Source organism: Pseudomonas syringae, from assembly GCF_021605415.1.
GTDB lineage: Bacteria > Pseudomonadota > Gammaproteobacteria > Pseudomonadales > Pseudomonadaceae > Aquipseudomonas > Aquipseudomonas syringae_S.
This window is the reverse complement of sequence record NZ_WKEQ01000013.1, coordinates 1-14084: the sequence shown is the minus strand read 5'-3', so window position 1 is coordinate 14084 and position 14084 is coordinate 1. Positions and strand designations below refer to the sequence as shown.

General features: G+C 60.2%; 13 protein-coding genes and 1 pseudogene. 3 read left to right on the top strand and 11 right to left on the bottom strand.

What is annotated here, in order from left to right; translation table 11 throughout:
* Window positions 1–17 precede the first annotated feature (17 nt).
* Window positions 18–2624 carry a leucine--tRNA ligase gene (leuS, locus tag GIW69_RS11525; protein ID WP_236482608.1) on the bottom strand — a complete coding sequence of 869 codons (2607 nt, stop codon included), beginning with the start codon at window positions 2622–2624 and terminating at the stop codon, window positions 18–20.
* A 368-nt stretch (window positions 2625–2992) separates the two neighbouring features.
* On the opposite strand from leuS, the gene GIW69_RS11520 reads away from it, so the two are divergent.
* Entirely contained in the window at window positions 2993–3316 is a 324-nt protein-coding gene (locus GIW69_RS11520; RefSeq protein ID WP_236482606.1) for a hypothetical protein, read from the top strand.
* Between the two features lie 106 nt (window positions 3317–3422).
* Window positions 3423–4184, top strand: coding sequence for a YdcF family protein (locus GIW69_RS11515; protein WP_236482604.1), 762 nt, complete (start codon window positions 3423–3425; stop codon window positions 4182–4184).
* Window positions 4185–4250: 66 nt separating this feature from the next.
* On the opposite strand, the gene lnt is transcribed toward GIW69_RS11515, so the two are convergent.
* The 5 genes from lnt to miaB form a co-directional block, all read right to left on the bottom strand.
* Window positions 4251–5774 carry an apolipoprotein N-acyltransferase gene (gene lnt / locus GIW69_RS11510; RefSeq protein WP_236482602.1) on the bottom strand — a complete coding sequence of 508 codons (1524 nt, stop codon included), beginning with the start codon at window positions 5772–5774 and terminating at the stop codon, window positions 4251–4253.
* Window positions 5775–5782: 8 nt separating this feature from the next.
* On the bottom strand, window positions 5783–6622 hold the full coding sequence (locus GIW69_RS11505; RefSeq protein ID WP_236482600.1) for a CorC family transporter: 840 nt from the start codon (window positions 6620–6622) through the stop codon (window positions 5783–5785).
* 5 nt (window positions 6623–6627) lie between these two features.
* Window positions 6628–7122, bottom strand: coding sequence for an rRNA maturation RNase YbeY (ybeY, locus tag GIW69_RS11500; protein ID WP_236482599.1), 495 nt, complete (start codon window positions 7120–7122; stop codon window positions 6628–6630).
* A complete protein-coding gene (locus GIW69_RS11495; protein WP_236482597.1) occupies window positions 7115–8122 on the bottom strand; it encodes a PhoH family protein in 1008 nt (335 codons plus the stop codon). The genes ybeY and GIW69_RS11495 overlap by 8 nt, the downstream gene beginning before the upstream one ends.
* Before the next feature lie 227 nt (window positions 8123–8349).
* A complete protein-coding gene (gene miaB / locus GIW69_RS11490; protein WP_236482596.1) occupies window positions 8350–9678 on the bottom strand; it encodes a tRNA (N6-isopentenyl adenosine(37)-C2)-methylthiotransferase MiaB in 1329 nt (442 codons plus the stop codon).
* A gap of 132 nt (window positions 9679–9810) precedes the next feature.
* Here miaB and GIW69_RS11485 point away from each other — a divergent pair, with 132 nt between their 5' ends.
* Window positions 9811–10140, top strand: a complete 330-nt coding sequence (locus GIW69_RS11485) for a DUF1820 family protein (RefSeq protein ID WP_003185742.1) — start codon at window positions 9811–9813, stop codon at window positions 10138–10140.
* 112 nt (window positions 10141–10252) lie between these two features.
* Here the strand turns inward: GIW69_RS11485 and GIW69_RS11480 are convergent, their stop codons facing one another.
* The 5 genes and pseudogenes from GIW69_RS11480 to GIW69_RS11460 form a co-directional block, all read right to left on the bottom strand.
* A complete protein-coding gene (locus tag GIW69_RS11480; protein ID WP_236482593.1) occupies window positions 10253–10807 on the bottom strand; it encodes a tetratricopeptide repeat protein in 555 nt (184 codons plus the stop codon).
* Window positions 10808–11032: 225 nt separating this feature from the next.
* The gene (gene hemL, locus GIW69_RS11475; RefSeq protein ID WP_236482591.1) at window positions 11033–12316 is read right to left on the bottom strand and encodes a glutamate-1-semialdehyde 2,1-aminomutase; all 1284 of its coding nucleotides are present in this window, start codon (window positions 12314–12316) and stop codon (window positions 11033–11035) included.
* Between the two features lie 10 nt (window positions 12317–12326).
* Window positions 12327–12956, bottom strand: a complete 630-nt coding sequence (thiE, locus tag GIW69_RS11470) for a thiamine phosphate synthase (protein ID WP_236482590.1) — start codon at window positions 12954–12956, stop codon at window positions 12327–12329.
* 18 nt (window positions 12957–12974) lie between these two features.
* The gene (locus tag GIW69_RS11465; RefSeq protein ID WP_236482588.1) at window positions 12975–13772 is read right to left on the bottom strand and encodes a hydroxymethylpyrimidine/phosphomethylpyrimidine kinase; all 798 of its coding nucleotides are present in this window, start codon (window positions 13770–13772) and stop codon (window positions 12975–12977) included.
* A 132-nt stretch (window positions 13773–13904) separates the two neighbouring features.
* Window positions 13905–14084, bottom strand: a pseudogene (locus tag GIW69_RS11460) (IS110 family transposase); the annotation flags it as partial.

The following is a 14084-nucleotide window of genomic DNA, read 5'->3' as shown; positions in this document are numbered from 1 at the left end:
CCTGACGCCCGATCCAATTAGCTGGCGACGATGTTGACCAGTTTGCCTGGTACCACGATCACTTTGCGAATCGTCAGGCCATCGACGAAACGCAGCACGTTTTCATTGCCGCGGGCGGCGGCTTCGACTTCTTCTCGTGTGGCGCTGGCCGGCATTTCGATCTGGCCACGCAGTTTGCCATTCACTTGAATGACCAGCGTCAGGCTGTCCTGCACCAATGCGCTTTCATCCAGTACCGGCCAGCCGGCGTCAATCACAGGGTCGGCGTGACCCAGTTGATTCCACAGTTCGTGGCTGATGTGCGGAGTGATCGGCGCTAACAGCAGCACGACAGTTTCGAGGCCTTCGTGTATCAAGGCGCGATCCTGCTCGGTACCTTGCGCGGCTTTTTCCAGCACGTTCATCAGCGTCATCACCTGAGCGATTGCCGTGTTGAATTTGTGATTCTGGCCGACATCATGGCTGGCCTGCTTGATGGCCTGGTGAATCGCGCGGCGAACGACTTTCTGCTCGTCATTCAGGCCGGCAATGTCCAGTTTCCCCGGCAGACCCTGAGTGACGTGGGCTTGCGCCAGACGCCAGACGCGCTTGAGGAAACGGTGCGAACCCTCGACGCCGGAGTCGGACCATTCCGCGCTCATGTCAGGCGGCGAGGCAAACATCATGAACAGGCGGCAGGTGTCGGCGCCAAACTGATCGATCATCGACTGCGGGTCGACACCGTTGTTCTTCGACTTGGCCATCTTCTCGGTGCCGCCGATTTCCACCGGCAGGCCGTCGGCGATCAGCCTGGCGCTGATGACCTTGGCTTTGCTGTCGCGTTCGAGTTCCACGTCTGCCGGGTTAAACCAGGTGTAGGCACCGTTGGCTTCACGACGGTAATAGGTCTCGGCAATCACCATGCCTTGTGTCAGCAGGTTCTTGAACGGCTCGTTGGAGCTCACCAGGCCTTCATCGCGCATCAGCTTGTGGAAGAAGCGCGCATAGAGCAGGTGAAGAATCGCGTGTTCGATACCGCCGATGTACTGATCCACCGGCAGCCAATGGTCAGCGGCGGATTTTTCGACGAGGCCACCCTCGAAATGCGGCGAGGCGTAACGGGCGTAGTACCAGGAAGACTCGACGAAGGTGTCCATGGTGTCGGTTTCACGCTTGGCAGGCTGGCCGCATTTCGGGCAGCTGCATTCGTAGAACTCCGGCATGCGTGCCAATGGCGAACCGGCGCCGTCCGGCACCACGTCTTCGGGCAGTACGACCGGCAACTGGTCTTCCGGCACCGGCACGTCACCGCAGGTGTCGCAGTGAATGATCGGGATCGGGCAGCCCCAATAGCGCTGACGGCTGATGCCCCAGTCGCGCAGGCGGAACTGGGTGCGCGAAGCACCGAGGTTTTTCTTGATCAGGGCGACTTCGATGGCGTCGAACGCGCCTGGGAAATCCAGACCGTCGAAGTCGCCGGAATTGATCAGAGTGCCGTGTTCGCCGTAGGCGTCTTGCCATGGCTCAGGATGGGTATCACCCGAGCTGGTGCGCACCACGGATTTGACCGGCAACTTGTATTTGTGGGCGAACTCGAAGTCCCGCTCGTCGTGAGCCGGAACGGCCATCACCGCACCGTCGCCGTAGTGCATCAGCACATAGTTGGCGACCCACACCGGCAGTTTTTCGCCGGTCAGCGGGTGCTCGACGAACAGGCCGGTCGGCAGGCCTTTTTTCTCTTGGGTGGCGACGTCGGCTTCGGCGACGCTGCCACCCTTGCATTCAGCGATGAACGCTTGCAGCTCGGGATTGTTCTGCGCAGCCTGGGTGGCCAGCGGGTGCTCGGCGGCGACAGCGACATAGGTCGCGCCCATCAGGGTGTCCGGACGGGTGGTGAAGACTTTGAGGGTGCCGGCTGCGCCAATGGAATCGACGTTGTATGGGAACTGCACTTCCATCCCGCGCGACTTGCCGATCCAGTTGCGCTGCATGGTTTTGACCTGTTCAGGCCAGCCAGTCAGCTCGTCGAGGCTCTCCAGCAGTTCATCCGCGTAGGCGGTGATCTTGAAGTAGTACATCGGAATTTCGCGTTTTTCAATCAGCGCGCCAGAGCGCCAGCCGCGACCGTCGATCACTTGCTCGTTGGCCAGAACGGTCTGATCCACCGGATCCCAGTTCACGGTGCCGTTCTTGCGGTAGATCACGCCTTTTTCGAACAGGCGAGTGAACAGCCATTGTTCCCAGCGGTAGTAATCTGGCTTGCACGTGGTCACTTCCCGCGACCAGTCCACCGCCAGGCCCAGGCTGCGCAGCTGGGTTTTCATGTAGGCGATGTTTTCGTAAGTCCACTTGGCGGGCGCCACGTTGTTCTTCATCGCGGCGTTTTCCGCCGGCATGCCGAAGGCGTCCCAACCCATCGGTTGCAGGACGTTCTTGCCGAGCATGCGCTGATAGCGGGAGATCACGTCGCCGATGGTGTAGTTGCGCACATGCCCCATGTGTAGCTTGCCGCTGGGGTAAGGGAACATCGACAGGCAGTAGTAAGTCTCCTTGCCTGGCTGTTCACTGACTTCAAAGGACTTTTGCTCGTCCCAGAACGACTGGGCGGCGGCTTCGATTTCACGGGGCTGATATTGTTCGTGCATGGCTACTTTTGTACTGGATAGGGGTGGCCTAATCCTCTTCAACGCGACATTCCGGGTGGCCCGGAAGAGCTGGAAGTGGAGTTACAGGAAGCGCCGTAGCATACATGACCGCGCTTGGCCTAGGGAAACCCTGATTGCAATGCCCAACCCCGATCCGTGCGGGAGTTGCCGCAGGCTGCGATCTTTTGATGTGGCTTTTCAAGTTCAGCAGATCGCAGCCTTCGGCAACGCCTACAGGGGGCCGGTGTGCTTATGGGTTACATCCCGAGGGAGCCATGGCGGGGCCGTTTGTCGCGGCGCACAGCCGGTTTGCTCTGCGAGGCTAAGCTCTAACTGGGGAGTGAGTCTTATCTTCAATGAGGTGAGGGATGGTTGAGTCACGGCAAAAGAATGTAACGACACCCGAGTTGTACGAGAGGTTGATCGATCGTCTGGGCGTGGCCCTGGACGCTGCAAAAACCGCTGGCCGGCTGCGCGATGAGCGCCCCCTGGAACTGGAATTGCGTGGCTTGAGCCCCGCCGAGTTCAAACTGGTCAAGGCCTATCTGGATCGTAGCGAACGTGAAACGCAGGGATGCTTGTCGCAAGCAGTGAAGCAACTCGACGCAGCACATTCAGCCAAGGTCATCTGGCTCAAGGACAAGGCGCCGCGCAGAGAAGTAGAGAAAGCCCGCTCGCTGCAGGCCAAGTAAGCGCATGGCAGGTCATTGAAATGGGTCCTTTGAAAAAGGGATCCCACCTACTGTTGAAGCACAGCATTAACCCATTTAGGCTTCGGGGCATTTTGGAGATGCCCCGATGCCTTTTCGTTACTTCATAAAACAACTTTTATTGCCGCCCGGCATTCTCTTGCTGTTGTTGCTGGCGGCCTGGTGGCTACGCCGCTCCCGCCCACGCTTGGCCGGACTGCTTTTCGCCCTCGGACTGGGCGGGTTCTGGCTGATGAGCTTGCCGGTGGTGGTTCAGTGGGGCGCCAAGGCGCTCGAGCGTGAACCGCCGCTGGCCCGGGAAGAATGGGCGACGCTGGCGCAACGTGCCGATGCGATCGTGGTGTTGGGATCGGGGCGTGAAAGAGGTGATCTGGCCTGGGGAGAGGATCAGCCGACGGGTGTAGGGCTGGAGCGGCAGCGCTACGCAGCGCGGCTGGCGAAGGCGTCCGGTTTGCCCATTCTCACCAGCGGTGGCCTGCATTACGGTACGCCGCCGACGGAAGCGAAATTGATGGCGGATTCGCTGCGCGATGATTTTGGCGTGACCGTGCGCTGGCAGGAGGGCGCGAGCCGGACGACATGGGAAAACGCGAAATTCACTGCCGACCTGCTGTTGCCGCAGGGGATCAAGCGTGTCGTTGTGGTGACCCAGTCCTGGCATATGCCGCGTGCGGTGTGGAGTTTTCAGCAGGCCGGATTTGATGTGGTGCCGGCGCCTGTAGGATTTCTCGGTACTGACAATGCAAGGCCGTTGGGCGGCTGGATGCCGGAATTCAAGTCGATCTGGCAGAGCGGGCAGTTGTTGAACGAGGCGGTGGGGCAGGTCGGGTATTCGATGTTTTATCGCTGAAAAACAAAAGATCGCAGCCTTCGGCAGCTCCTGCAGAAGCTGACCGCAGGCTGCGATCTATTTGGCTTAGACGGTTTTGGACATCCGACTCGCCATCAGCGCCCAGCCGAACAGCACCAGACACAGAATAATCAGCGGCCATGAACGCCATTGCAGGTACGGCGTCAGGTTGTGCATCGGCACCACTTCGCCGTACAGCACGCCCTGCTCGAATTGCGGAATGCTCTCGGTGATCTGCCCGAACGGGTTGATCAGACCGGTCACGCCGTTGTTGGTGGCGCGAATCATCCAGCGGCCCGCCTCCAGTGCTCGCATCTGCGCCATTTGCAGATGCTGCAACGGGCCGATGGAAGTGCCGAACCAGGTGTCATTGCTGATGGTCAGCAACAGATCGCTGCGGGCGGCGAGGCTGGCGGCAAATTCCGGATAGACGACTTCGTAGCAGATGAATGGCGCGATCTGGTAGCCCTTGGCCTGCAACAGTGCCTGATCCGCCGGGCCGCGTGCGAAGTCGGACATCGGCAAATCGAAGAACGCGATCAGCCCGCGCAGGATGTCCTGCAACGGCACGTACTCGCCGAATGGCACCAGTTTCTGCTTCAGATACGTGCCATCGCCTTCGCCGACCACGGTAATGCCGTTGAAAAAGCGTCTTTCCTGATGCACCACCTGGCGAATCGGCACACCGGTAATCAGCGCCGATTTCCGCTCGGCGGCGAAGTTACCCATCATGCTCAGGTAACCCTCGGCTGACTCCTTGAGCACCGGCACGGCGGTTTCCGGCCAGATCAGCAGATCCACTGGTTTGGAGCGAAAACTCAGGTCGCGGTACATCGCCAGTTGCGCGTTGAGCTGCGCAGGATCCCATTTCATGCTCTGGGCGACGTTGCCCTGAATGGCGGCGACGCTCAGGGCCGGCCCTGCCGGGCTGGTCCAGGCGTGGCCCTTGAGCGCGATGCCCGCCACCCACGGCCCGATCAGCAGCAAGACGCCAGCCGCGACAAAACCTTTGCGGCCATTGCGCAACAAGCGCGGTGCGTTGTAAATCAGCGCCGCGGTCAGCGCCAGCACGAACGACACCAGCCACATGCCACCCACCGGCGCGAGTCCCGACAGCGGGCCATCGAGTTGGCTATAACCGGAATACAACCAAGGGAAACCGGTAAGAAACCAACCACGAAATGCTTCCTGACCGACCCACAGTGCAGCAAATGCCAGTGCATCGGCCACTGGCGCCTCGTTACGCCGCAGCCAGCGCGCCCACAGCCAGGCGGGCAGGGCGAAAAACCAGGCAATCGCCGCCGTGAACAACAGCATCAGGAACCCGGCCAGCAGCACCGAGGCACCGCCAAAATGGTGGATGCTGTAATAAATCCAGCTGGTGCCGGCGCCGAACAGACCAAAACCGAAGCACCAGCCACGGCCCAGCGCCTGACGCGGGCTCAGCTCGCGCAGCCCGGCATAAAACAGGCCGACCGCCAGCAATGCCAGCGGCCAGATGTTGAAGGGGGCGAGGGCGAAAGTGGTGATTGCACCGGCCGCCACGGCCAGCAGATTACCGGGCCAGCCGGGGCGGGTCAGACGATGCATTTCAGTCCTTAGCGAGCGATAGGTGTCAGACGCAGCAAGTGAATCCGACGGCTGTCGGCGTTCAGGATGCGGAAGCGATAGGCGCCGATTTCAGTGATTTCGTTGCGTTTGGGCAGGTGTCCGAACGCGCTCATCACCAGACCGCCGACGGTGTCGAACTCGTCGTCGGAGAATTCGCTGTCGAAGAACTCGTTGAAGTTCTCGATCGGCGTCAGGGCCTTGATCAGGAAGTCACCGCTGGGCAGCGGCTTGATGTAGCTGTCTTCTTCGACGTCGTGCTCGTCTTCGATGTCGCCGACGATCTGTTCCAGCACGTCTTCGATGGTCACCAGACCGGCCACGCCGCCGTATTCGTCGATGACGATGGCCATGTGGTTGTGGTTGGCGCGAAATTCACGCAGCAATACGTTGAGGCGCTTGGACTCCGGCACGAACGTGGCCGGGCGCAGCAGATCCTTGATGTTGAAGCTGTCGCCGTTCTCCTTGAGGATCAGCGGCAGCAGATCCTTGGCCAGCAACACGCCCATCACGTCGTCATGGCTTTCGCCGATGACCGGGTAGCGCGAGTGAGCCGAGTCGACCACGGCCGGAAGGAACTCGCGGGGTGTCTGTGTCGCCTTGATGCTGATCACCTGCGAACGCGGCACCATGATGTCGCGAACTTGCAGGTCAGCCACCTGAATGGCGCCTTCGACGATGGCCAGCGCTTCGCTGTCCAGCAGTTTGTTCTGATGTGCATCGCGCAGCAGCTCAAGCAGCTCCTGGCGGTTTTTCGGCTCGTGGGCAAAAGCCTGGGTCAGTTTACCCAGCCATGACTTCTGCCCGTTGCTCGATCGATCTTCGCTCATAGCGATTACTCTGAATCCTTTGTTGTAACGATAGGGGATGGTTCGGTTTCGTCGTCCGCGTACGGATCCGGATAGCCCAGTTCGGCAAGCAACTGTCGTTCCAGCGCTTCCATTTCTTCGGCTTCGTCGTCATCTATATGGTCGTATCCGAGCAGATGCAAGCAGCCGTGCATCACCAGATGCGCCCAGTGGGCCTGAAGTTCCTTGCCTTGTTCGGCGGCTTCTCGTTCGACCACGGCCACGCAGATCACCAGATCGCCGAGCAACGGGATGTCGAGGAACTCATCCGGCACGTCAGCGGGAAACGACAGGACGTTGGTTGCGTAATCTTTTTGTCGCCAGGTGTGGTTGAGCTCGCGGCCTTCGTCCTCGTTGACCAGACGGATGGTCATTTCCGAGTCGGCGGTGCGCTGGCGCAAGGCCAGTTCGCACCATCGGCGGAAGTCGGCTTCACTCGGCGCGCACGCTTCGGTGGCGATTTGCAGATCCAGCTCAAGCATCGCGGCGGCTTTCCTTGGCGGAAGCTTCGTCGGCCACACGAGTTTCGAAGCGCTCGTAGGCTTCGACGATGCGTTGCACCAATGGATGACGCACAACGTCCTTGGGCATGAAATGCGTGAAGCTGATGCCCGGTACGTCTTTCAACACTTCGATCACATGGTGCAGCCCGGACTTGGTGCCGCGCGGCAGGTCGACCTGGGTGATGTCGCCGGTAATGACGGCGGTTGAGCCGAAGCCGATCCGGGTCAGGAACATTTTCATCTGCTCGACCGTGGTGTTCTGGCTTTCGTCGAGAATGATGAAGCTGTTATTCAGCGTACGGCCGCGCATGTAGGCCAGCGGCGCAACTTCGATAACCTGACGTTCGATCAGCTTGGCGACGTATTCGAAGCCGAGCATTTCATAGAGCGCGTCGTAGAGAGGGCGCAGGTACGGGTCGATCTTCTGCGACAGGTCGCCAGGCAGGAAGCCGAGTTTTTCACCCGCCTCGACCGCCGGACGCACCAGCAGGATGCGGCGGATCTGCTCGCGTTCAAGCGCGTCCACGGCACAGGCGACAGCCAGATAGGTCTTGCCGGTACCGGCCGGGCCGATGCCGAAATTGATGTCGTTGCCGAGGATTTCCTTCACGTAGCGCAACTGATTCAGGCCGCGAGGGCGAATCATGCCTTTTTTGGTACGCAGGGCGACGGAGGCTTCGGCAGGGGCGTGATTGTCCAGCTCGACGACGGCTGATTCCTGCAGGAACAGGTGCACCATGTCCGGCGACAGCTCGGTACCCTTGGTTTCCCGGTACAGGCGGCGCAGCAGGTTTTCTGCGGAGGTGGTGTGTTTGGGGTCGCCGATCAGCTCGAATTGGTTTCCGCGGTTACGGATCTCAATGCTCAGGCGCTGTTCGATCAAGCGCAAATGCTCGTCGAATTGCCCGCACAGATTAGCGAAGCGGCGAGCCTCAAAGGGCTCAAGCATGAAACGATGGGGTTCTATAGATGCGTTCAAGGTCGTATTTAGCCGCCCTTAGGCAATTGGGATGAAATGAAGGATAACGCCAGAGGCCTGGGGGCGAAAGCACTTAAATGGATGACGCCATTCTCGAGAACAATGCAGTCACTGTGGGAGCTGGCTTGCCAGCGATGAGGCCAACAAGTCCGGCAATGATGTTGCCTGCCACACCGTCATCGCTGGCAAGCCAGCTCCCACATATTCTGCATTGTTTCTGAAAGGCTCTATTGCACCAGCGAGCCGCGCAGCGAGTGCGGTTGCGCCGCGTCGATGTGCACGTCGGCGAACTGGCCGATGAGCGTAGGCGTGTCGCAACGGAAGTTGACGATACGGTTATTCTCGGTGCGCCCTTGCAGCTCGCCCGGGTCTTTCTTCGAATAATCGGTGACCAGAATCCGCTGGATCGAGCCGACCATCTGTCGGCTGATTTCGAAGCCTTGTTGGTTCAAACGATGTTGCAGAGCGTTCAGCCGTTCTTTTTTCAGCGCCTCCGGTGTTTCGTCGGCAAGGTCGGCGGCCGGCGTGCCGGGGCGCTGGCTGTAGACGAACGAGTAGGAAAAATCGAAACCGACGTCGGCAATCAGCTTCATGGTCTGTTCGAAATCCTTCTCGGTTTCACCCGGGAATCCAACGATGAAATCCGAACTGATGCTGATGCCTGGAACAGCGGCGCGTAATTTGCGCAGTTTCGATTTGTATTCCAACGCCGTGTGGTTGCGTTTCATCGCCGCGAGAATCCGGTCCGAACCCGATTGCACCGGCAAATGCAGGTGCTTCACCAGCTCCGGTACATCGGCGTGGGCCTGGATCAGGCTGTCGGAAAATTCCAGCGGATGCGACGTGGTGTAACGAATACGGTCGATGCCGTCGACGGCGGCCACTACGCGGATCAATTCCGCCAGATCCGCCAGGCGCCCGTCGTGGGTCAGGCCACGATAGCCGTTGACGTTCTGGCCCAGCAGCGTCACTTCACGCACACCGTTTTCGGCCAGGTGGATGATCTCGGCCAGCACGTCGTCGAACGGTCGGCTGACTTCTTCACCTCGGGTGTAAGGCACCACGCAAAACGTGCAGTACTTGCTGCAGCCTTCCATCACCGATACATAGGCGCTCGGGCCATCGATGCGCGGCTCGGGCAAGTGGTCGAATTTTTCGATTTCCGGGAACGAAACGTCGACTTGCGGCAGTTTGGTAATGCGCGCGGTGTCGATCATTTCCGGCAGGCGGTGCAGCGTCTGCGGGCCGAAGACCACGTCGACGTACGGTGCGCGATCACGGATCGCCGCGCCTTCCTGGCTGGCCACGCAACCGCCGACGGCGATCACCATGTCCGGGTTGGCCAGTTTCAGCTCGCGCCAGCGGCCGAGCTGGGAATACACGCGATCCTGGGCGCGCTCGCGGATCGAGCAGGTGTTGAGCAGGATCACGTCGGCGTCTTCGGCGCGCGCCGTGACTTCCAGGGCCTGATGTTCGCCCAGCAGATCGACCATGCGCGAGCTGTCGTACTCGTTCATCTGGCAACCGTGGGTTTCGATGTAAAGCTTCTTGGCCATGGAATAGGGTCGTCACGTGGTTCAAAGAACCGCGCATTATAGGGAACATGTCCTCAGGTTCCTACCGTTGCGCGTCCGGCGGCTATGCTATAGTTCGCGCCCTCATTTTTACCCCGATGTTGTCCGCCCGCCATGACCAAACGCGAAGCTCCAATCTACAAAGTGATTTTTCTCAACCAGGGCCAGGTGTTCGAAATGTACGCCAAGCAGATCTATCAAAGTGATCTGTGGGGTTTTCTGGAAGTGGAAGAATTCGTCTTTGGCGAGCGCACGCAGGTGGTCGTCGACCCGAGCGAAGAGAAGCTCAAGGCGCAGTTCGAGGGCGTGGTGCGCAGCTTTGTGCCGATGCATTCGATCGTGCGTATCGACGAGGTCGAGCGTCTGGGTACACCGAAAATCAGCGAAGCCCGTGGCGCGGTCGGCAATGTGATGCCGTTTCCGATGCCGATGCCTGAGAAGTAAGGCTCAAGACCGCAGCGCCTCAATCGCGAGCAGGCTCGCTCCTGCAGGGAAACGCATTCCCATTGCAGGAGCGAGCCTGCTCGCGAAGGGGCCGGTCACGTTGATGCAGAGGTCAGGGCAATGGCGCAAACGGCGTACGCCCGTCAGCGCTCTGCAATTCCATCAGGTATTTACGGAAGATCTGGCCGAGCACCTGCGTGGCAGTCTCGAGATCTTCGCGAGGCATTTTCTCGGCGACTTCGTCGGCTGTGTCCAGCGCCTCTTCGGCACCGTTGACCGCCGCCATCTTCAAGACGATGTATGCCTGAACATTGTTGGCCTGCACGCCTTCGCCGTGGAAGAACATGGTGCCGAGCTTGAATTGCGCCTGGGCGTGGCCTTGCAGAGAGGCCTTTTCGAAATAGCTCAGGGCTTGATTGAGGTCGCGTGGCGCGTTTTTGCCCTCGTAGTAGAACTCACCCAACTCGTATTGCGCTTGCGCATCCCCTTCATCCGCCGCTTTCTGGCAGGCAGCGAGGGCCTGCGTGACGTCTTGCGGCTGAGTATTGAGGGTGCAACGACCCATCGCCGGGATCAACAACGAGTTGCCGCCTGCTTGTGCATGCGCGAGCAGGGGCTGAAGGAGCAACAGGCAGCCCAATGCAAGGGTGCGGCCGGTGCGGTTCATGGGAATCGACTTACCTCTGAAGGGCGCGCGGACCCGTCGAGGGATCCAATTAGCGCGCATTATGAAATAAGCGGGGCCAACCTTACAAAGTCTTTACTCGATTTTCTGCTGCATGGGAAACATATCGCCCGATTCAGGGGCAATTTATCGCAACGGTGTCGGAAAAAGCCTTTGGATGTAGGTGAATGCTGACGCCGGCAATGGCCGACGTCAGCGGCGCAGCGATTATTTCAACGCAGCGAAGGCGCGTTCAGCAGCGTCCAGAGTCAGCTTCAGCTCGACTTCGCCGTGGGCAATCGAGGTGAAACCGGCTTCGAAGGCGCTCGGCGCCAGGTACACGCCACCGTCCAGCATCAGGTGGAAGAAGCGGCCGAACAGCGCAGCATCGCTGGCCATGACGTCTTCGAAGGTGACGATGTCGTCGGCGCCGCTGAAGTACAGGCCGAACATGCCACCGGCCTGTGTGGTCACGAACGGAATACCCGCTGCGTCGGCGCGTTGTTGCAGGCCATCGAGCAGGCGAGTGGTGTAGTCGGTCAGCTCGGCGTGAAAACCCTGGCGACTGATCAGGCGCAGGGTAGTCAAACCGGCCGCCATCGCTAACGGGTTGCCCGACAGCGTGCCGGCCTGATAGACAGGGCCCAGCGGCGCGATGCGCTCCATGATTTCGCGTTTGCCGCCGAAGCAGCCGACCGGCATGCCGCCGCCGATGATCTTGCCGAAGGTGGTCAGATCCGGATTCACCCCGTAGTGGGCTTGAGCACCACCGAGGGCAACGCGGAACCCGGTCATCACTTCGTCGAAAATCAGCACCACGCCATGTTTGTCGCACAGGCTACGCAAGCCTTCGAGGAACCCCGGCGCCGGTGGTACGCAATTCATGTTGCCGGCCACGGGCTCGACGATGATGCACGCCACTTCCTGGCCGACTTCAGCGAGCATTTTTTCAACGGCATCGATGTCGTTGAATGGCAGGGTCAGCGTGTGTTTGGCGAACGCCGCCGGCACGCCGGCCGAACTTGGCACGCCTTGGGTCAATGCGCCGGAACCGGCCTTGACCAGCAGGCTGTCGGAGTGGCCGTGGTAGCAGCCTTCGAACTTGATGATGCTATCGCGACCGGTGAAGCCACGGGCCAGACGAATCGCACTCATGGTCGCTTCGGTGCCGGAGCTGACCATGCGCACCATGTCCATCGACGGCACCAGCGAGCAGACCAGGTCGGCCATCTCGGTTTCCATGGCGGTCGGCGCGCCGTAGGACAGGCCGTGTTGCAGCTGATTGCGCACCGCGTCCAGCACGTCTGGATGGCTGTGGCCGAGAATCATCGGGCCCCAGGAGCCGACGTAATCCACATAACGCTTGTCGTCTTCGTCGGTGACGTAGGCGCCTTCGGCGTGTTTGAAGAACAGCGGTGTGCCACCGACGCTTTTGAAGGCGCGAACCGGCGAGTTCACGCCACCGGGAATGTGTTTCTGGGCGTTGGCAAAAAGGGTTTCGGAACGAGACATGATCGGGCTCTCAAATTTCAGATTTGAACAATTCGTTGAAGGCGCGGGCGCGGCGGGTCACTTCGGCGGTGCTGTCGGCACCGAACAGGCCGTGGACAACAGCGAGCAGGTCGACACCATGGGCGACGAGTGGCGCGGCGTTGTCGAGGGTGATGCCGCCGATGGCGCAGATCGGCAGGTGCAGCGTACGGCGTGCCTGATCAAGCAGATCAAGGCTGCAGGTCGGTGCGCCGGGTTTGGTGTTCGAATTGAAGAAGCGGCCGAAGGCGACATAACTCGCGCCTTCCTTGGCCGCTTGCTCGGCCAGCGCCAGTTGCGCATGGCAGGTCGAGCCGATGATCGCTTTGGAGCCGAGCAGGGCGCGGGTCGGCGACAGCGGGCCGTCGGTCTGGCCCAAGTGCACGCCGACGTTCAGGCGCGCGGCGAGTTCGGCGTCATCGTTGATGATCAGTTGCGTCTTGTAGCGCTCGCACAGATCGCGCAACGCTTCGGCCTCGCGCAGACGGCGGGCCTCGTCGCTGCTTTTGTCGCGGTATTGCAGCAGGGTGACGCCACCGTCCAGCGCCGCTTGTACATACGGCAGAAATTTACCGGCCAGCAATTCGCTGTCGGTGATGGCATACAGGCCACGTAGTTTCATTGGACAGGCCTCATCGCGTTACGAGCAAAAATCCAGCGGCAAGCGACGCGGCACAAACTGGCCTTTGCCCAGTTGTTCGGCATCGCGCAATGTACGCCAAGTGTAATCGAGGGCACTGCGCACGGCGCTGGCGAGATTTTCGCCCTGCGCCAGACGACCGGCCAGGGCGCTGGCCAGCGTGCAGCCGGAACCGTGATAACTGCCGGGCAGACGCTGGCAATAGAAGGTTTCGCGCAGGCCGTCGCGGCTGTACAGGCGATTGTGGATTTCGGTTTCATCGCCGTGCCCGCCAGTAATCAGCAGGTTTTTGACGAAGGGCAGGAGTTTTTCAGCGCACTCGTCTGCGGTGCCTTCAGGCAGTTCAGCGAGGATCCGCGCTTCGGGAAGGTTCGGTGTGGCGATGATCGACAGCGGCAGCAGTCGCTCGCGCATGGCGTAGCCGACTTCGTCCTTGCCCAGGCGACCGCCGCCGCCGGCGCGCAGCACCGGGTCGCAGACCACCGGCAAGTGCGGGTGCGCCGACAGCAGCTCGACGACGGTGTCGACCATCTCCAGCGAACCGAGCATGCCCAGTTTGACGGCAGCAACTTCGGAGTCGTTGAACACGGCATTGGCTTGCGCCATCACCCACTCACGGTCGAGGACGCGGAAGTCAGTGACGTTGACAGTGTCTTGCACGGTCAGTGCAGTGACGGCCGGAGCCGCATGGCAACCCTGAGCGAGCAGGGCTTCGATATCTGCCTGCAGACCGGCGCCACCACTGGGGTCGTGGCCGGAAAGACAGAGGACAACGGGGCGTGAGCTATAGATATTCATGGTGCGCGAGCTTACCACCAAACATGTTTTTTCGGGTGTGGGCGCCTGATAACGAAGATCAAAAGATCGCAGCCTTCGGCAGCTACAGTAGATTGTGTCGGCGCCGATACCTTGTAGATACCGTCTTAAATCTCACCGCGCAACTGCAAGATTTGGGTCATATGGTTGACCCGATTTGAGCACTACGTATACGAAGTGCAGCAGTTTGCGCATCGCTGCACAGATGATCTGCTTAGGAGCCTTGCCGTTGGCCTTCAGGCGATCCTTCATGGCGATGATCGCCTGGTTATGCTTCAACGCAACCAGGCCTGG

Excerpts from the sequence above, each read along its gene's own strand:
- GIW69_RS11505 (WP_236482600.1), bottom strand. The coding sequence starts at position 6,622 with ATGAGCGAAGATCGATCGAGCAACGGGCAGAAGTCATGGCTGGGTAAA.
- thiE (WP_236482590.1), bottom strand. The coding sequence starts at position 12,956 with ATGAAACTACGTGGCCTGTATGCCATCACCGACAGCGAATTGCTGGCC.
- leuS (WP_236482608.1), bottom strand. The coding sequence starts at position 2,624 with ATGCACGAACAATATCAGCCCCGTGAAATCGAAGCCGCCGCCCAGTCG.
- GIW69_RS11465 (WP_236482588.1), bottom strand. The coding sequence starts at position 13,772 with ATGAATATCTATAGCTCACGCCCCGTTGTCCTCTGTCTTTCCGGCCAC.
- lnt (WP_236482602.1), bottom strand. The coding sequence starts at position 5,774 with ATGCATCGTCTGACCCGCCCCGGCTGGCCCGGTAATCTGCTGGCCGTG.
- GIW69_RS11515 (WP_236482604.1), top strand. The coding sequence starts at position 3,423 with ATGCCTTTTCGTTACTTCATAAAACAACTTTTATTGCCGCCCGGCATT.
- GIW69_RS11520 (WP_236482606.1), top strand. The coding sequence starts at position 2,993 with ATGGTTGAGTCACGGCAAAAGAATGTAACGACACCCGAGTTGTACGAG.
- hemL (WP_236482591.1), bottom strand. The coding sequence starts at position 12,316 with ATGTCTCGTTCCGAAACCCTTTTTGCCAACGCCCAGAAACACATTCCC.
- miaB (WP_236482596.1), bottom strand. The coding sequence starts at position 9,678 with ATGGCCAAGAAGCTTTACATCGAAACCCACGGTTGCCAGATGAACGAG.
- GIW69_RS11485 (WP_003185742.1), top strand. The coding sequence starts at position 9,811 with ATGACCAAACGCGAAGCTCCAATCTACAAAGTGATTTTTCTCAACCAG.
- ybeY (WP_236482599.1), bottom strand. The coding sequence starts at position 7,122 with ATGCTTGAGCTGGATCTGCAAATCGCCACCGAAGCGTGCGCGCCGAGT.
- GIW69_RS11480 (WP_236482593.1), bottom strand. The coding sequence starts at position 10,807 with ATGAACCGCACCGGCCGCACCCTTGCATTGGGCTGCCTGTTGCTCCTT.